The sequence below is a fragment of the Paenibacillus polymyxa genome (assembly GCF_018614975.1).
GTDB lineage: Bacteria > Bacillota > Bacilli > Paenibacillales > Paenibacillaceae > Paenibacillus > Paenibacillus polymyxa_E.
The window spans coordinates 42533-61671 of sequence record NZ_JAGGNR010000022.1 but is presented as its reverse complement, the minus strand read 5'-3'; the positions used below and the strand labels follow the sequence as shown (position 1 = coordinate 61671).

The following is a 19139-nucleotide window of genomic DNA, read 5'->3' as shown; positions in this document are numbered from 1 at the left end:
GGGTAGAAGACGTGTCTTTGATTGAATTAGGTAAAAATAAAGATATAATAATTTTGATTAATAGGCTTGGTTAGTACTTTAAGTGCATCAAGGTGTGGCAAGATATCGTCACACCTAACTTTGTGAAATTTTTCGCAACTCTGCATTGAGCTTGGCCAAAGCTGATATTGAATGTTTCTAAATTGAACAGAGTTTGAAAGGAGGCAACACAAAGAATGGCTATTGATACGGTTTTATGGAGCAGACTAGTGACTGGTTTGACGCTGGGATTCCACGTGATTTTTGCAACGCTTGGTGTCGGGGTACCTTTGATGATTGCTATTGCAGAGTTCATCGGCATTAGGAAGAAGGATCACCATTACATACTTATGGCAAAGAGGTGGTCCAGAGGTTTTGTCATTTCTGTGGCGGTTGGTGTTGTGACAGGTACAGCGATATCGCTGCAGTTGGCTCTGGTATGGCCGAATTTTATGAAACTGGCCGGGAATGTCATTGCACTGCCACTATTTATGGAAGTATTTGCATTCTTTTTTGAAGCGATATTTCTGGGCATTTATCTGTACACGTGGGATCGGTTCAAAAATCCGTATATCCACTGGTTGCTGACCATCCCAATTGTCGCCGGGGCAGGTATGTCTGCTGTTTTTATTACAACAGTGAACGGATTCATGAACCAGCCTGAAGGTTTTGTCATGGAAGCAGGTCAATTCATGGCAGTGAACCCCGTACAAGCGATGCTGAATACGGCGACGTTCTCCAAAGTGTTCCATGTATTAAGCTCGGCTTATCTGACAGGAGCTGCTCTGTTAGCAGGAATAGCAGCCTTTGCGATGCTGAGAAAAGGAGTGTCAGCCTACCACAAAAAAGGCTTGAATCTAATGATGGCCGTTGTGCTGGTATTCAGTTTATTAAATTCCTTAGCTGGGGATGTATCTGCCAAGTTTTTGGCTGAACATCAGCCTGAGAAGCTCGCAGCTGCCGAGTGGCATTTCGAGACAGAAAGTGGCGCGGATTTGATTTTTTTGGGATGGCTGAATGCAGAACATGAAATTATAGGCGCTCTTCATTTGCCGAAACTGCTCAGTTTCCTTGCCTTTGGAGACTTTAACGCCGAGGTAACCGGGCTGAATGAATTTCCACCAGATGAACACCCGCCCTTACTTGTACATTATTTGTTTGATCTAATGGCTGGAATTGGATTCGCTCTGCTCGCAATCTCATCTTTGTATTTCCTGTTTGTGTTTTGGAAGAAACGTAATCAGTTTAACAAGTGGATGCTTCGTATGGTTGCACTAAGTGCACCGCTTGCTTTTCTGGCCGTTGAGATGGGCTGGTTCTATGCCGAAGTGGGAAGGCAGCCATGGATCATCCGAGGTTATATGCGAGTGGAAGAGGCCGCTACTTCTTCACCGAGTATAAGAATTTTATTTTTCGTCTTCTTGCTTCTATACATCGTGCTCGGCGTCATCTGTGTTCTCGTATTGAGACGGTTGTTCAATAACAATCCTGCTGAACTCGAGATGGAGAAATGGTTGAAGGAGAAGCATGATCAATCAGCCGAGAAAGGGGATCAGGCCTGATGAGTTATGAATTGATTGGTATATCCGTACTCTGGCTGTTCTTGTACGGCTATCTTATTGTAGCTTCCATTGATTTTGGAGCAGGTTTCTTTGCCTTTTATGCACGCCTGACAAAGCAGGATCACCTGATTAATCGTCTGATCTCCCGGTATCTATCACCGGTCTGGGAGATCACCAATGTATTCTTTGTCTTTTTCTATATTGGCATTGTCGGATTCTTTCCGGACACGGCCTATTACTATGGTTCCGCGCTGCTTGTTCCGGGAAGTATTGCCGTCATTTTACTTGCCATTCGTGGGTCGTTCTATGCTTTTGAAAACTACGGTTCCAAAAACAACATCGTATATCTGTTTTTATACGGGGCTACCGGTTTGCTTATTCCAGCGTCGTTGTCTGTGGCTCTGACACTGTCTGAAGGTGGCTTTATTTTGAAGCAGGGGGAGACGGTTTTCCTGGATTACTGGGCGCTATTTACGAATCCATTATCGTGGAGCATCGTTGGACTGGCGATCGTGTCCGTATTGTTCATTAGTGGGTCATTTCTCACATTTTACGCTTCTCGGGCAGAGGATCATTCGGCATTGAAGCTCATGCGGAACTATGCTTTGTTCTGGAGCACACCGACCATTATTCTCGCGCTGACTGCATTTATATATTTGGGTCAACACAATGAGCGTCATTTTCAAAACATGATGGATTTATGGTGGCTGCTGGCGCTTTCCGTTGCGTTTTTCATGATCGCCATGTGGCTGTTATATAACGGACGCCGTTACGGTTTAGCTTTTATATGCATCATGCTGCAATTTTTTACAGCCTTTTTCGCCTACGGAATTGGGCAATATCCTTACATTCTTGATCCATACATCACCATTCAGAGCAGCGCCACATCACCTGCAATGGGCTTTGCACTCGTCGTTGTGTTTATCGGTGGTCTGTGCCTGTTAATTCCTTCTCTGATTCTGGTCTTCAAACTGTTCCTGTTTGATGCGGATTATGTGAAAGGGAAAAAATAAAGGAGGAGCGTTCAATGAAGAGGAGAGCCAAATCCAATCTGATCTCGCAGCAAATGTCTATCCAACGAAAAAACAGGCTTCTCCTTGCGATCATTTCGCTGGCCCTTGGTGTAGCTATTGTAAGCCAGGCCACCATGGTGGCTGAAGCAGTCCAGCGAATCTTTGTAGAGAAAGCTTCCTTTTCATCAGTGATGCTGTTGCTTGTCCTATTACTGGTTGTTATGGGTGTACGCTCACTGTTGTCGTATGGTAATGGGAAAGTGGGCTTGCATATGGCAGCACGCGCCAAGACAAATATGCGAGCATCTGTGTTGCAGAACCTGACCCGCGCTTCCATGCCTTCAACCCTGAGTGGGCAGACGGGAGGAAAGGTCAGCGTTGCTCTGGATGCTGTGGATGAGGCTGACAGTTATTTCAGTCAATATATGCCTCGAATGATGGAAGCCGCGATGATCCCGATTCTAATTCTGGTCGTTACGTTTACTCAGCACGCCAACACGGGCTGGATTATGCTGTTTACGGCACCGTTTATCCCGTTGTTCATGATCTTGGTGGGGCTCCAGACGAAGAACAAATCGGAAGAAAAATACGCGCAACTGGCTGAGTTTTCCGGTACATTCCTGGATTCGCTTCAAGGGCTGGTTACGTTAAAAATATTCGGTCGGGCTAAACGTCAGCAACAGGAGATTGAACGCAGCAGTCTGGGGTATCGTGATGCCACCATGGGCATTTTGAAGATTGCCTTTACAAATACGTTTATGCTGGAATCGATCGTGATGTTAAGCATTGGTATTGTTGCGCTTGAACTGGCTATCCAGTTACTTGTTTTCAAATCGATGAGCTTCCACACGGCCTTTCTTGTGTTGTTACTCGTTCCCGAGTTTTACAGTCTGTTGAAGAATACGGGAACGGCTTTTCATAGCGGGCGAACCAGTATGGGGGCGATTCGCAAGGTGGAACAGATGCTTGAGGAAACAAGTATCAAGAACACACAAACGAAGCCTGAAGAAGGATCGGATCAAAGCGAATTAACCGATGTCGATGCAATTGCAAGGACGGAAGAGCTCCGTACAGCTCGTACAGAGTTGATTCCAATGCCACCAACCATTGCACTGGACCATGTCCGGTTCCAGTACGCTCCAGATTCCTTTGGAATTGGGACAGGACAGATCTCGATTGGACCAGGAGAACAGATTGCTATTGTAGGCAAAAGTGGCTCAGGTAAAACCACGCTGCTTCATCTCATTGCCGGCTTACTGAAACCAGATTCGGGAGCCGTTCTGGTTAACGGAAGCCAGCTTTCGCAACATGATGAGGCTGCATGGTTTGAACGTGTTAGCTACATTACACAGCATCCGTATATTTTTGCAGGTACATTTGCCGAAAATATCGCGATTGGCGCGGGACGGAACGTCTCCAGAGCTGAAATTGAGCAGGCGGCAGTGGAAGCAGGACTTGCTGGCGTTGTTGCACAATTGAAGCAGGGCTTGGACACATTTGTTGGTGAAGGGGGCAGGGGGCTGTCTGGTGGGGAAAAGCAAAGACTTGCTTTGGCACGTGCTTTTCTGAAGCGACCAGCTGTTATTTTGTTCGACGAACCCACGGTTGGTCTGGATCTGCACACCGAGCGGGTATTGCAGCAATCCATTGCGTCATTAGCCAAAACAGCAACGATGATTACGGTGGCACACCGTTTATATACAATTCAACATGCGGACAGGATTTTGTTTATGGACAATGGAACATTGGTGGATTCAGGACATCATAACGAACTTCTAACACGTTTGCCGCAGTACTCCGAGATGGTAAATGTAGGGCGTAGAGGAGGGTTAGCATGAATGAGCTGACGATTCTGTCAAAAGCGATGATTCAGGAGCGCAAGGATATCTTGCTTTCGATATTGGGCGGATTTATCGCCGGCATAGCTGGGGTAGCTCTCTTTTCCGCGAGTGGGTATATGATATCGCAAACGGTATTTGCGCCACCGCTATACACCTTGATTCTACTCACCTCGATGGTCAAACTGCTCGGTTTCCTTCGAGCGGCGAGTCGCTACGGAGAACGATTGTATTCCCACAGGGCAACGTTCTCCATGTTGAGCCGTTTGCGGACGTCCTTTTTTGCCAAGCTGATCCCGGTAACGCCAGGCTTATTGAACAAAAACCGAAGCGGGGATCTGCTTGCGCGGATCGTGGGTGATGTGGAAAGCTTGCAAAATTACTTTTTGCGGGTCGCGTATCCACCAATCATGGTCGTTATGGTGTTTTTGGCTACCATGCTGTTCAGTTCGGCCTTTTCGATCTGGATTGCGTGTTTGTTAGTACTAGGTATGCTAATCACGGCATTTGTTGTACCGGGTATTGTCTTGTTAGGTCAGCGAAAAATACACGGACGTGTCCGCCAGCAACGGGCCTTGCTGTCCACGGAAGTAACCGAAGTGTTGTATGGTTTCCGAGATTTGAAAGTGTACGGCCAATTGGAACAGCGTGAGCAACAGCTTCAGCAGGCTTCCGCTGCATTGGCAACAGAACAGAAGCAAGCCGCTGCGCACCTGCTGCGGGGGCAATCCATGCATGTTTTTGTGACGTATCTTGTTACATGGGGTGTGCTAGCACTGAGCGCTTTCTTAATTATGAATGGGGCGTTTGCCGGCGTATTCCTCGCCATGCTGATCCTGGCCACGCAGACCGTTTTCGAAGAAGCTGCCGCAATGGCTATATTACCTCTATATAAGCAGGACAGTGAACACGCCGCTCAGCGACTGGCGGATACGGTGCCGACCTCCGATGTGCATACTTTGCAGCCAAGCGGTGAATTGTCTGCCGATCATGCAGTTTCGATTGAGTTATCTCATGTTAACTTCCAATATGAAGGGGAATGGAGACCAGCGCTGAGGGAGTTATCGCTGCAACTTGCAGTAGGCTCCAAAACAGCGATTGTTGGGCCGAGCGGGTCAGGCAAGTCAACGATTATCGATTTGTTACTCAAGCTGCGTACACCAACGTCTGGCGACATACGATTAAACGATGTTCCGGTGAAGGAACTGAATGAAGAGGGCATTTGGCAAAGGGCGAACGTCGTGTTGCAGCAAAGTCATTTCTTCCGGGGGACCATCCGTGATAACCTGTTGCTGAATGGAGAAGAACATTCGGATGAACAATTGTCGGATGTGCTGGATAAAGTCCAACTGCCGAATAAGTTGTTGACAGACATGGTTTATGAAAAAGGGGAGAACCTGTCGGATGGCGAGAAACAGCGTCTGTCTCTTGCACGCGCCATGCTGCGCAACGGACGTTTATGGCTGTTGGACGAACCCACGTCCTCACTGGATTACGTCACAGAGCAACATGTGCTCCAGCATCTTCTGGCACAGGCATCCGAAGATACACTTCTCCTGATCTGCCATCGGCTGACGGGACTGGAAGAGATGGATCGGATTGTGGTCATGGACCAAGGCAAGATTGTAGAATCAGGTTCTTTCTCCGAGCTGATGGAGCAAAAAGGTTATTTTTATGAAATGAAACAAATTGAACGACAAATGATTGGAGACGTCGGGGTGTAAAAACGAATATCAGTCCTATTCAAGGTGTGGATAGTACTTTCATAAAAGACTAAAGAACGTTACTGATGTTATCATCAATTAGTCGTTCTTTAGTCTTTTTGTCTATCTATTGAGAAGACTCGTTAAGCGCCAATGTTAATTTACCTTTACATAACAGCAGATGATTCAGCCGTTTTATTTTTCTTCGCAAGCGGCTTTTTCCTTAGTGTCCTATCATATAGATACGGCTTACCGTGATATTCCCGTGCATGCTTTTGTTTCTGCTTTTTATGTATATCAACCTTGATCTCCAGATTGGCAACGTTATTCTGGAATTCAGAAGCAATTCGTTTGCACCATTTCAGTCCACTTTCTTCAGATGCACTGAAATGCACGCGTAACAGATATCCATTCACCGTCAATTCAAACTTGTATAAATTCATGATATATGTCCTTTCCAAGTGTGAGTTTCATACTGCACAAAATACGATAATCTAATTATAACAGGAACACATGTTCTGTTAAAGTGTTATTTATGATACCCGCAATGCAATAAGGTTCGCTAGACTCCTTCGCAATGTTTCGTTTAATGGTAAAATATCTAAAAATGGTTCATGTTGGGGGATACGGATGTATAAACTGATGATCGTAGATGATGAATTGCTCATGCGGGTTGGAATTCGTTCCATGCTGAATTGGGAAGAGTATAATTTCTATGTTGTGGGTGAGGCGGGAAATGGAAAAGAGGCATTAAGCCTTGCGCTTGAAGTGATGCCTGATCTAATTATTACAGATATCAAGATGCCGATTATGGATGGGCTGCAGCTTATACAAGAGGCCTCCTGCGTATTGAAAACCTGTAAGTATGTCATCCTGAGTAATTTTGACGAATTTCATTATGTGAAAGAGGCGCTAAAACTTGGCGCTTCAGATTACTTGATTAAAAGTGAAATCACCGAATCCTCCCTTATTGACCTCCTGAGCACTGTTGGACAGAAACTGCACAGTGAACATGTTCACTCAACTAATACACCCTCTATGGCACAGGATTATTCCAAGAGTCTAAGATATCTAAAAGATAGCTTCTTCCAAGATGTTGTAAGCGGATTCATAAATGGGGAGGATATCGTCTCCAAAGCAGAAGAACTGCATTTTCGTATACATTCGGACCAGCTGGTCGTCATCAAGTTCATCGTGAACTATTACGAGGATGCAAAGCGGAAATATGTCGAGAAGGGGGAAAAGCTGCTCCGATTTTCGATTCTTAATATTATGGAAGAGATCATTCCATCAAAGTGGGAGAAAGAGATTTTTGTTGAAAGTTCTTCTGAATATTGGGTGATCGTCAATGTACTTCCTGAGAGTCAATCTGTACACGCCGACTTGAATAAACTATGTAATAAATTGCTGTCTTCCATCAAGGATTTTATGAATTTGTCGCTTACGGCTGGGGTAAGTACTATGGTTTCCGGCTTCCTTCACATCAGGAAGGCCTGCCAAGAGGCAGAAGCAGCTCTACAACAAGGTTTCTTCACAGGGAGCAACCAGGTATTGTATTACGAGCATATGGTTCAATCCCCAGATCGACATGAAGTTAAGGGGGCTTTAAGCCCGCAACAAGAACGAGATTTGTTGAAGTTGTGGGTAAGCAAAGACAACAAAAAGGCGGAAGAGTTCCTTGAAGGAATCCGATCCAATCTGAAGCAGCTACGAGCGGATGAGAATAGCATTCGCAAGCAATATATCATGGTAATGGAAACCATTCACTCCCATCTATCCCGAGCTACGGAAAGAGGTACACCTTCTTTAACAGAAAAATCGCCATATGAAATCGTTCTAAAGGGGGAGTATTGGGAGGATATCCACCAAGATATGCTTGCTCATATTGCGTATTACTTTCAAACCGATTCCCAAATCAAACAGGAAAGCACTTACACCGATCTCGCCACTGAATTGATCGACAAGTATTATGCGGAAGATATCTCACTGCAAAGTATCGCTAGCCAAATCAGTGTGAATCCGTCGTATCTCAGCCGCGTGTTCAAACAGGAACGAGGAGAGAACTTTATTACGTACTTGACCCGAGTTCGAATTGAACATGCCAAGGCGTATCTATTGAGCAGAGGAATGAGAGTGTATGAAATCGCAGAAAAGGTGGGCTACCATAATTACACGTACTTCAGTAAGATTTTCAAAAAATCGGTAGGGGTCACTCCGGAGGAATATCGAGAATTACAGCAGGGATGAATGTAATCGGTGAATAGAGGTGCAGCATATGAATCATGTTCGGCCCTTCCAAATCAAGTACAAAATTATGGTAATCTGTATGACGGTCATTATCCTTCCCGTATTGGTGATGACAATTAATTCGTACTACTCCTCTGAGCGGTTATTGGCCCAGAATTATACAACGTTGCTAAGCGATCTGGCCAAGCAGACAAATATTCGCATTGACGAGTTTCTCAAGGAGATTGAGAAAATCACGTTGCTAGCCAGCAATGGCCTTAGTGACAATCTGTCTGCGACTCATGAAGGGAGTTTTCCGATCCAGGATTTCCTGCGAGAGGGTGATGAACAACATGAGATTGCCGCATACAATATTCTGATGAATTATATCATGATGAAAGATCGCGTATTCTCCATCTACCTCTACAATATGAACGGGGGGCAAGACCTTTTTGTCAGTCCACATCAACCCATTGATCCAAACTTCAAAGTAGCGAATGAATTATGGTTTAAAAAGTTCATGCATGATCATGATCGAACGATTACCCTCACAACACGAATCGACGAGCAATTGGAGAATAAAATACTGGCCGTGTCACACGCGCGCAAAATTCATGATGTGACTAGTGGAGAACTGCTTGGTGTGATCGTTGTCAGCATTGATATCAAATTCATTGAAATTGTCAATCGAAACTTGCAGGAAGGGCTGCGCTCCAGATTCATGATCGTTGATGAGGATGACAAGATCGTATATAACGTGAACGAACGATTAATCGGGACACTGTTTCGGGACAACGTTCGTCCACCTGAATCACTAAATGTCGTGGTAACCAGTCCCCTTAGTCAGCAAAAATGGACAACTTACTTATATATGCCTTTGGATGAGTTGACTGCTGATGGCAAAATATTGGGCCGTAATCTGGTGACGCTTGCCATAGTCATTGTTCTTTTTGCTGCCGTCATATCCATCTTTTTATCTCACGTGATCACAACTCCCATTAAAAAACTGCTACGCAATATTGCTCTAGTCGAGAAAGGTCAGTTTGAACAAGTTGAACCTATTGGCTCAAGAGATGAAATTGGACATTTATCCATTCGATTTAACAGAATGTCGCACGAATTAAAGCGGTTGGTCGAACGGATGCAGCAGGAAGAGATAGAAAAAGCCAAGGCCGAGATGCGTGCGCTCCATGACCAGATCAAGCCTCACTTTCTGTATAACACACTGGGGTCAGTGAAATGGATTGCCTCGATGCAGCAGGCTGACAAAATCGTGGAAATGACCGATGCACTAATCTCGATGCTCCGCTATGCAACAAAATCTGATGGAACCTTCGTAACCATTCGTGAGGAACTCGATAATATAACGAATTACGTAACGATCCAGAATGTCAGGTACTATGATTGTATTCAGATGAGATATGAGGTAGAGGATAGAGTGTTGGATTATCACATGCCCAAAATGATCTTGCAGCCCATAGTGGAGAACGCAATTTTTCATGGTCTGGCCGAACTTGAGGAAGACGGAATCATTACCATTCGGATTCAACTACGGGTGGATAAAGTTGTAATCGAAATCTGCGATAATGGCGTTGGTATGGATCATCATACGATGCAGGATCTATTGGAAGAAAAGTCGGGTGCAAGTACAGGAACCAATGGGATTGGATTGCATAATGTGCAGCGGCGAATTCAACTTCATTTTGGGAAACCCTATGGAATACAGGTGGAGAGTAAAATCGGTGAAGGTACCACGTTTTCTATTCTGCTGCCTGCCATTTCAGAGTTTGGATAGAACAAAGGGCTCGCAGTATGAACTGCAAGCCCGTTTGTTCACCCTTTAACGCTACCTAGCACCAAACCCTTGGTGAAATATTTCTGTAAGAACGGATACACGAGCAAAATCGGAATGGCACCCAGGAACATCTGAGCGGCGCGCCCCGTTCTGGCGTTCATCATGGACAACAGCTGCGTATAATCTGACCCAGATTTCAGCATGATTTGCTCAAAACTTTGCAGGAGGGTCTGCAGGTAACTCTGTAATGGATAATTGGCTGGATTGTTCATATAGATAATGCCATCGAACCACGAATTCCAGTGGGCAACGATACTGAACAAACCAACCGTTGCGAGAGCGGGCTTGAGAAGTGGGAGTAGAATACGAAGCAAGACCTGTACAGGCCCAGCCCCGTCGATAATGGCTGATTCTTCAATCTCCTCGGGCAAACCCCTAATGAAATTCATGAGGATAATCATACTGAATACGGGGAGGGCCCCGGGCAGGATCAGAGACCATATGGAATCGATTAGTCCCATTTTGACGACCACGAGATAGGTTGGAATTAGTCCTCCGCTGAATAACATGGTTACGATGAAAAATCCCATATAGATATTACGCCCCATCAATTTTTGTTTTGATTTGGAGAGGGGATAGGCCGTGAGTACGATCAGAACCAGATTCACCAACGTTCCCATAACGGTTCGCTGGATGGCTACCCAGAGAGAGGCAAAGAATGATCCTCCAGTTAATGCAAATTCATAGGCTTTTGTCGTAAATTCCACAGGCCAGAACGTAACACTCCCCGCAGATACAGCTGCGCTGCTGCTGAATGAAACAGCCAGCAGGTTGATAAACGGCAGGATACATAGGAGAGAGATTAGAAGCAATATGGTGTAGTTTAAGATAAGAAACAGACGTCTGCTCATACTTTTATCATAGATCATAATGTGAGTTCCTCCTTCTTAGAAGATACGATAGCCAGCCACTCTGTAAGCCAGGATGTACGATACGGCAACGAGAACACTGGAAATGATGGATTTGAATAACCCGACAGCGGTACCAATCGAATACTGCGCCTGTTGAATTCCCAAACGGTAGACATAGGTATCAATAATATCACCCGTCTGATAGACAACAGGGGAGTAGAGATTATAGATCTGGTCAAAGCCAGCATTGAGTACGTTTCCAAGTGAAAGTACGGTCATTAAAACAATGGTTGGCATGAGAAGAGGCAAGGTAATATAGATGGTTTGCTTCCAGCGCTTGGCTCCGTCAATCACCGCAGCCTCGTAAAGTCCCGGGTCTATACTGGTCAAGGCTGCCAAATAAACAACCGTGCCAAACCCGAACCCTTTCCATATGTCACTCACAATCATCGTCCAAGGAAAAATAGAGGGTGTGCCAAGAAAGGAGATCGGTGCAATACCAAATACGCCTAAAAACGTATTGATAATGCCGTCGGAGCTAAGGATATCCAGCATGATGCCAGCCATAATGACCCAAGAGAGGAAGTTCGGAATGTATACAAGTGTTTGAAATGTACGTTTGATTCCACTGTGCAGTACCTCATTAAGCAGTAATGCAAAAATTACGGGCACGATTATACCACCGATCATCTTGAAGACAGACATGTACAATGTATTCCAGATCGTTCTTACGAAGTTCGGCTGATTAAATATGTGGGTAAAATTATCCCATCCTACCCATGGCGAGTTGAAGCCAAGGCCCGGATTGTACTTCTGAAACGCAATAATAAGTCCGTAGAAAGGGATGTAACTAAAGATGAAGACCAAGACCAGGCTTGGAATCAACATGAGATGGTAAGGACGCTGCTGCTTCCATTTGCTCAACATACATATTCCTCCGTTCCTTGTACGCCAAATGTAATCGCTATCAAATAAAGGGGAGAGATCCCCCTCATCCCCTCTTTGTGACAAACGAAATTATTTCTTCCCGTAGGCTTCATTGACTGCCTGGGTTGCGTTATCGCCCCCGGCTGCACGCCAATTCTGGACAACAACATCGAAATAATCGATACTTTCGCTACCCATAATGATCTTGGTGAAACCTTCGGTCAGGATATCATCCAAGGTTGTGCCGTAGCTTGAAAGTATTTCTGGCGTAACACCCCATAAGGCCGTCTTTGTGTAGTTCTCGCTGTCCAGTACTTTCTTGGCAAGGCCATACGCATTCTTTGGAGCCCCTTGTTGCAAATAATCACCAACTGCTCCTGGGGTTGCATTCTCCATGAATTCTACACTGTTGTTATATTTTTGCCACATACCCGAAGTCGTGAGTCCACTGGTATCCTTGGATTGAAGGGCAGCGGAGACCGCCTCAAATTGCTCATAATCGGAATTCGGATTAAGTACACGGAACGCTCCAACAACATGGGCGATATCGTTATCCAGCAAGGCAGATAGCGTCTCTGGAGATTCCTTGCCATTGCCTTCATCCACGATATACGCATAATCGTTCAAGATCTTGATCACTTCTTCAGGGCTCTTAAATCCCTTTTTCAAAACGATATAATTGTTGTTGGCGAAAAAGATGGATTGTGTGGCTTCTTTCCCATCGACGGTAGGAATGATATAAGGATAGAAGATGGCTTCCTTACCCAGATTGGATACGGTATCAACACCCGGATTATAACCCCACCATTGGTAATAAGGTTGCATGCCCACTTTGCCGGCTACAATGTCCGCGTTCATCGCATTAAAGTCTTTAATTGCAAATTCCGGATCAATGATGCCTCGCTTGTACCATTCTGACCAATCAGCCAGCGCATTTTTCATCTCAGGCTGCACGGAGCCGTACACGAGTTTTCCACTGTTATCTTCCATCCACATATCCGGATGTGCATTCCATGCAATAGCGAGCAGGTTGAGGTAATCCAGCGATTGGTCTACCGCTATTCCATAACCGCCGTGTTTTTCCATGAATTTCAGTGCGATATTTTTAATATCTTCCACAGATTTTGGATCCTGGAGTCCCAATTCTTCTTTCCAGTCGTTCCGGATCCAGATGAAGTCTGGTTGATCAATTAATCCCCAGTGCATCTGTGGTATCCCGTACAGCTTACCGTCCTTCTTTCCAGATTCGTAACTGTCCGCATCTGCTTCCATGTAACCTTTGAGGCGATCTGAAGCGTGTTGATCAAAGACCTCGGAAAGGTCCATGACCATATCTGCTTCGACTAACTGTCTCAGTTGTGATGGATTAACTCTGAATACGTCAGGAAGATCGTTCGATGCGATAGCCAAATTAAGTTTTGTATCGTACTCATCGCTAACCCAGTCTGTTTTGACATCGATATTAAACTTCTCTTTGTATCGCTTAATCCACACATTGTTGGTGATATCATCACCCTTTGGATATTTGGCAGAGGTGTATTCTGATGTTACGGTATGAAAGGTTGTTGTACCTGCCTCGTTGGAATCCGGGTCCGTCGTTGAACCTTTATCAGCACCGCTTCCATTGCTACAGGCTGCGAGTAATAAGGTTGACATGCACACAGACAAGACTAAGGCTTTCGTTTTCTTGTTCATTTCTTTTCCCCCTTATCAGTCATATTTCAATATCGCTTTCTTGAAAATATTCTAAACGAGAAAGGGGGTAGGGGATATAAAGGTTATTGACGAGAACCGGTATCTTTTTTTACTTTTTAGTTGTAGCGGAGAAAAGATAAATGAGCTTTGTGCACTTTTTTTACTTTGTACTCCTTATTTTTTTACTCATGTCTCCAAAAATTGCTTTAGATGACGATCGATAACGAGTGAATCCTCTTCGTTTGCTCCGATTCCAAAGCAGTGTCCCCACTTGGACTCTATAGGTTGATACACCGCGTTTGGCATATGCTGAGCATCATACGAACTGTCTTCTGGCGTGAAGAACAAGTCACTTGATCCTGGCATTACGAGTGCAGGGGAGGTGATCTTGCTTAACGCCTGTTCGAAGTTGCCGTCATCTACGGGATTATCGCTAATGTCTCCATATATTCCGGTACGCAACATGGCAATCAAGTCGTTAGCATCGAAGGGAAGAAATACCTGATCCCAGTAATCTTCTACATAAGATTGCAAGGAGGCGTAACCCTCAGATTGATACAATTTCTCCAAATAATACGCCTGCGAGAACCCCCATGGAGCATAAGCTCTTCCCATCGCTGCGAGACCGGCAACCGGAGGGCGTTCATATCTACCATTTTTATAATTCGAATCTGCCTGTAACGCCGCAATCATTGCTTCGAATACCAACTGTGTATGGGGTCTGCTCTTTGCCGTTCCGCCAAAGGGGGCGATCCGTTCGACCATCTCAGGATAACTGGTTCCCCATTGATAAACCTGCATAGCTCCCAAAGACCAGCCCACAACGAGTCTGATTTTGGTGATACCAAATTTTTGTGTGATGAGTTGATGTTGAGCGCGCACATTGTCATACATGGAGATGAGGGGAAAGTTTTCCTTATCATATGGGGCAGGGGTATTACTTGGAGAGGAAGATAACCCGTTACCCAACATATTGGGCACAAGGATAAAATAACGACTGGGGTCCAGTGCCTTGTCCGTTCCAATTAACCATTCATTATCTGTGTGAAGTCCAGCAAACCATGTTGGGATAACAATAACATTGTCCTTTGCCGCATTTAAGTTTCCATAGGTCTTGTAAGCGATAAAGGCTTGAGGGAGCTGTTGTCCCGATTGAAGTAATGTATCTCCAAGGTTATATGTTTCATAATCGTTCATAGATTGATTCTCCTTATAAAATAGTAATAACTTGATTTCACTCTACAATACGTCTATTATCAATTCAACGAAACGTTATCGAACATATCATTCATTTATTTTGAACTTAGGAGGTGACTGACTCATGGAAATACGCCAGCTAAAAACCTTTTGGACACTTGCATCGACCTGCAGCTTTCATCAAACTGCTGAATTATTGAGCTATGTACCCTCTACCATAACCATGCAGATCAAATCTCTGGAAGAAGAGCTCGGGGTGAAATTGCTGGATCGATTAGGCAAAAAGGTCGTGTTAACGGATGCTGGCCAACAGTTTCTGCTGTACGCCACTAAGATTTTAAACGATGTAGAGGAAGCAAAGTGCATATCCAGTCAGCACGGAGAATTGGCGGGAACGGTTGTAATCGGAGCAGACGAAGTGCTGTGTGCATATCTTCTTCCAGCCTTGTTCAAACGCTTCCGAGCGGACTATCCTGGTGTGCGGTTATCGTTCCGCCCGTTGTCTGGGCAAGAGCTTAAATCGAGTCTGAGAGAAGGGCATGCCGATGTCGTTTTTGTATTGGATGAGCCTGTTAATTCCAAAGACCTTCATTCCGAGTTTTTAAAGGATGAGACCTTTCAAATGGTCGTTTCTCCCGATCATATGTTAGCATCGCGTTCCGCGTTGGTTATTGATGACTTCCACAAACAGCATTTTTTGCTGACCGAAAAGAACTGTTCGTATCGCACTCATTTTGACCAATCCATAACGAAGAAAGGTGTGGATGTTCTTACAGAGCTGGAGTTTCATAGTGTAGAAGCCATTAAACAATGTGTTGTGGCTGGACTAGGAATCGCTTTATTGCCTGAAATGGCTTTGAAGAAAGAGTTGAGCGAAGGGGAAGTGGTTGCTCTGCCGTGGGATTTATCAGATGTATCCTTTTCTGCGCAAATGCTCTGGCATCGGGAAAAGTGGATCTCTCCGTCCATATCTGCTTTCATGGAGGTCGCCAAGAGTGAGTTGAAATGATTGTTCAGAATTTGTTTAGATGCATGTGTTAAAATACTCTTCATGGAGATCGTGAAGATAAATGGAATCAACTTTCAATAACTTGATACAGATATATGGGGGATTAGTAATGGAGAGAAAGATTAGAAACTCTGCAAAAGCATTGATCATTAAAGATGGGAGAATGCTGGCAATTAAGCAGGATGATAATGATGAAGTGATCTATATCCTGCCTGGTGGGAGCCAGAATGCAGGTGAAACGCTGACCGATGCTGTGAAGCGTGAAGTTACTGAAGAAATCGGAGTAGACGTAGAACCGTTATCCTTGGAATTCGTTATTGAAGGTGTATATGGTGAAGCTCTTCATCGTGTAGATTTTGTTTTTTTGTGCGAGTACATAGGTTTAATGGAGCAGGACAATATTATTTTGCCAATGGACGAAAACGAGATAGAATATGAGTGGCTCGAAATTAATAAGTTGAACCAATTACCATTATTTCCTTCAAAATTACGAAAGCAGATTGTTAGATTGGTGGAGGGAGAAAAAACGGTTATGTATTTAGGAAATGAAGAAGATGAGGACCTGAATAGTTAGGTGTGCACACGGATGTGTTATTCGCACAGGCAAGTCGTCCACCTATTGCGTAGACTGAAGTAGATCAAGTCAAGTGAGGTGAATTCCATGGCTAAAACCAATGAAATACACGTCCGGGTAAAACGGCTCAAGGATCGCCCAGTCTGCGTGACTCTTCATAATGGCGAGACGTACGTCGGGTACATCTCTGGCGTTAACAGCGAAGGCGTAGTGCTTACCGGGGGCGGAAAGCTTACTCAGGCCGCAATCACAGCACCCTCATCTGAAGGCAGTGCTCGCAAAACCAAACCTAAAGCAGGGCCTACGAGAAAAACAGCATCCTCTCGAAACCGTAAACGGGCGAACAGCACACGTAAGTCGCAAGTACGATCCCGGTCGATGTCTCGCTCAACGTCTAGGCAAGCCCAGGTATCATCTTTCATGCCTATGCTAGGCTCATTGTTAGGTGGCTTTGGCGGTGCAGGATCGATTGGAGGTATGTTAGGCGGTGGTATGCGGTTGTTTGGCATGATCCAGCGGTTTACACCTGTGGTCAAAATGGGGTATGGCATGATTAAGCAGATTCAGCCATTTATGGGGGCAGTTCAAGGGCTGATGACTCCAGCAAGCCAAGCAGCTCAGGCTGAAACCGAAGGTGAAGAGGAAGCACAACAAGGATAATACTTGAAATGAAAATTGTTCTTCTCCGCTAGATGCTTCACTGCAAGCTGCTCTCCGTACGGCAAACGGAGGGTGGCTTATTTCTTATGCTGTATATGAGGTTCGAACCAGCTCAATATAGCCATTAAAATTCTAACGAACATGACAAACCCTATTCACTGCAAAATGTAAGATATAGTGTGAAAAATGGCTGATTCTGCAGCATAGCTTCTCCTGTGTTCGTTAGAATTAATATCCGCCCGAATCGGGTTAAATAAGACTCCCTGTGTTCGTTAAATTTGTTCGTTGCGAGTAATAAAAAATGAGGTTTCAAATACGCGTCTAACATCTAACTTTGATACCATGTAGTTCGGCCGACTACCCTCATACAGCAAAAAGCACCGCGCGCTGGAAGCTGCACGCGGTGCGAAAAACAATGCTGATGTTGCAGAGCAGGAGAAAATTCTATCCCGCTCTTATTATTTATTATGCCTGTTTGGTTTTGAGGCGAATCACGTTCCATGATGCTTTGTTCAAGACTGCTTGCACTTTACCCTGGTCAACTGTTGTATATCCGCCGTTGTGAGGAACAACGTTACGTGGGTTTTCTTTGGTATTGGTGGCTTTCAAGTCGTTGTTCTCCAATACGATATGCTCCACAAATGTGGTTTCTCCAAAGGAGCGCAGATCTACGTTGAGTTCCAACTTCTCATCCAGATGTCTGTTCACCGCAAAGATTGTGATCGTGCCGTTCTCTTCATCATGCACACTGATCGCTTCGAGATAAGGCACATCTGTAAAGTCTTTGGAATCATATTTAGGTGAAGTTGTGATGGATCGCAACACCGTACCACGACCGAAGTTGGATGCATGCATGAACGGGAAATACGTCGTCTGGAACCAGATTGCTCCGTTATTTTCCGTCATGATTGGTGCAATGGTGTTAATCAACTGAGCAAGGCAAGCCATTTTTACACGGTCGGCGTGCTTGAGTATGGTAATCAGATAACAGCCCACAGCCAGTGCATCTTCATGTGTATACACATCTTCAAACTCTGGAGGCGCAATCTGCCAACGTTCTTCCATACGGCTTGTGCCAATGGATTTCCAGACATTCCATTCATCCAGAGACAGCATTAATTTCTTTTTGCTGCGTTTCTTGGCTTGTACAAAATCACAGATTGAAGCAACACTATCAATAAATTGATCCAGATCCAGCGATGTCGCCAGGAAGTCATATGTGTTGTCTTTATTGTTGTTGTAATACTGATGCAAGGACAGGTAGTCCACATTTTCATAGGTGAGATCCAGCACGGTTGCTTCCCAATCTGCAAATGTACTCATGTCACGGCTGGAACTGCCGCAAGCCACAAGCTCAATTTCCGGATCAACCCATTTCATCGCTTTAGCGGTCTCATTGGCAATACGCCCATATTCATATGCAGTCATTGCACCAATCTGCCAAGGGCCGTCCATTTCGTTACCTAGACACCACGTTTTGAATTTATGCGGGTCCTTGTAACCGTGAGAGATCCGCAGATCACTCCAGTATGTGCCAGATGGGTGGTTGCAGTATTCAATCAGGTTTCTGGCCGCATCAATGCCGCGAGTACCCAGATTTACAGCCATCATCACTTCGGTTCCAACCAGTTTGGCCCAATCTGCAAATTCGTTTGTTCCTACTGCATTCGTTTCAATCGTCCACCAAGCGAGTTCAAGTCTGCGTTTGCGCTCAGCTACCGGACCAACGCCGTCTTCCCAATTGTAACCGGATACGAAATTGCCGCCTGGATAACGAACGATGGGCACATTCAAAGCTTTAATCGCTTCAATGGCATCCTGACGAAAACCTTGAGCATCTGCCGTGGGATGACCTGGATCATATATACCGCCGTATACGGCCCGTCCCAGATGTTCTATAAATGAACCATAGACACGCGGATCTACTTCAGCGATCTGAAAGTCTTTATCAATAAGCATTTTGGATGTAAGCATGGTATGTACCTCCATTGGATGAATTCATATTTTTGAG

Annotated in this window: 15 protein-coding genes; 9 read left to right on the top strand and 6 right to left on the bottom strand. The window is 44.9% G+C overall.

Features of this window, described 5'->3' with window-relative positions; translation table 11 throughout:
• Positions 1-215: 215 nt before the first annotated feature.
• From J7E78_RS19370 to cydC, 4 genes are read left to right on the top strand one after another with little or no spacing between them, the layout of a single operon-like run.
• Positions 216-1580, top strand: a complete 1365-nt coding sequence (locus J7E78_RS19370) for a cytochrome ubiquinol oxidase subunit I (RefSeq protein WP_215077810.1) — start codon at positions 216-218, stop codon at positions 1578-1580.
• Positions 1580-2593: a cytochrome d ubiquinol oxidase subunit II gene (locus J7E78_RS19365; RefSeq protein WP_215077809.1), complete on the top strand. Its 1014-nt coding sequence runs from the start codon at positions 1580-1582 to the stop codon at positions 2591-2593. The genes J7E78_RS19370 and J7E78_RS19365 overlap by 1 nt, the downstream gene beginning before the upstream one ends.
• A 14-nt stretch (positions 2594-2607) precedes the next feature.
• Positions 2608-4431: a thiol reductant ABC exporter subunit CydD gene (gene cydD, locus J7E78_RS19360; RefSeq protein WP_215077808.1), complete on the top strand. Its 1824-nt coding sequence runs from the start codon at positions 2608-2610 to the stop codon at positions 4429-4431.
• Positions 4428-6155 carry a thiol reductant ABC exporter subunit CydC gene (gene cydC, locus J7E78_RS19355; protein ID WP_215077807.1) on the top strand — a complete coding sequence of 576 codons (1728 nt, stop codon included), beginning with the start codon at positions 4428-4430 and terminating at the stop codon, positions 6153-6155. The genes cydD and cydC overlap by 4 nt, the downstream gene beginning before the upstream one ends.
• 146 nt (positions 6156-6301) lie before the next feature.
• Here the strand turns inward: cydC and J7E78_RS19350 are convergent, their stop codons facing one another.
• Complete coding sequence (locus J7E78_RS19350; protein ID WP_215077806.1) at positions 6302-6577, bottom strand: hypothetical protein; 276 nt, start codon at positions 6575-6577, stop codon at positions 6302-6304.
• 187 nt (positions 6578-6764) lie between these two features.
• On the opposite strand from J7E78_RS19350, the gene J7E78_RS19345 reads away from it, so the two are divergent.
• Entirely contained in the window at positions 6765-8381 is a 1617-nt protein-coding gene (locus J7E78_RS19345) for a helix-turn-helix domain-containing protein (protein ID WP_215077805.1), read from the top strand.
• A gap of 28 nt (positions 8382-8409) precedes the next feature.
• Positions 8410-10155, top strand: a complete 1746-nt coding sequence (locus J7E78_RS19340) for a cache domain-containing sensor histidine kinase (RefSeq protein WP_215077804.1) — start codon at positions 8410-8412, stop codon at positions 10153-10155.
• A 38-nt stretch (positions 10156-10193) separates the two neighbouring features.
• Here J7E78_RS19340 and J7E78_RS19335 read toward each other — a convergent pair whose 3' ends face one another.
• From J7E78_RS19335 to J7E78_RS19320, 4 genes are all read right to left on the bottom strand, one after another.
• Complete coding sequence (locus tag J7E78_RS19335) at positions 10194-11084, bottom strand: carbohydrate ABC transporter permease (RefSeq protein WP_215077803.1); 891 nt, start codon at positions 11082-11084, stop codon at positions 10194-10196.
• 18 nt (positions 11085-11102) lie between these two features.
• Complete coding sequence (locus J7E78_RS19330; RefSeq protein WP_215077802.1) at positions 11103-11993, bottom strand: ABC transporter permease; 891 nt, start codon at positions 11991-11993, stop codon at positions 11103-11105.
• A 90-nt stretch (positions 11994-12083) separates the two neighbouring features.
• Positions 12084-13688, bottom strand: a complete 1605-nt coding sequence (locus J7E78_RS19325; protein WP_215077801.1) for a type 2 periplasmic-binding domain-containing protein — start codon at positions 13686-13688, stop codon at positions 12084-12086.
• Between the two features lie 186 nt (positions 13689-13874).
• Positions 13875-14885 carry an alpha/beta fold hydrolase gene (locus J7E78_RS19320; protein ID WP_215077800.1) on the bottom strand — a complete coding sequence of 337 codons (1011 nt, stop codon included), beginning with the start codon at positions 14883-14885 and terminating at the stop codon, positions 13875-13877.
• A gap of 124 nt (positions 14886-15009) precedes the next feature.
• Here J7E78_RS19320 and J7E78_RS19315 point away from each other — a divergent pair, with 124 nt between their 5' ends.
• The 3 genes from J7E78_RS19315 (at position 15010) to J7E78_RS19305 (ending at position 17128) form a co-directional block, all read left to right on the top strand.
• Positions 15010-15894, top strand: a complete 885-nt coding sequence (locus J7E78_RS19315; protein WP_215077799.1) for a LysR family transcriptional regulator — start codon at positions 15010-15012, stop codon at positions 15892-15894.
• A gap of 109 nt (positions 15895-16003) precedes the next feature.
• A complete protein-coding gene (locus J7E78_RS19310; protein WP_215077798.1) occupies positions 16004-16468 on the top strand; it encodes an NUDIX domain-containing protein in 465 nt (154 codons plus the stop codon).
• Positions 16469-16555: 87 nt separating this feature from the next.
• Positions 16556-17128: a hypothetical protein gene (locus J7E78_RS19305; protein ID WP_215077797.1), complete on the top strand. Its 573-nt coding sequence runs from the start codon at positions 16556-16558 to the stop codon at positions 17126-17128.
• 465 nt (positions 17129-17593) lie between these two features.
• On the opposite strand, the gene arfA is transcribed toward J7E78_RS19305, so the two are convergent.
• A complete protein-coding gene (gene arfA, locus J7E78_RS19300) occupies positions 17594-19102 on the bottom strand; it encodes an arabinosylfuranosidase ArfA (RefSeq protein ID WP_207765572.1) in 1509 nt (502 codons plus the stop codon).
• Between the last annotated feature and the right edge of the window lie 37 nt (positions 19103-19139).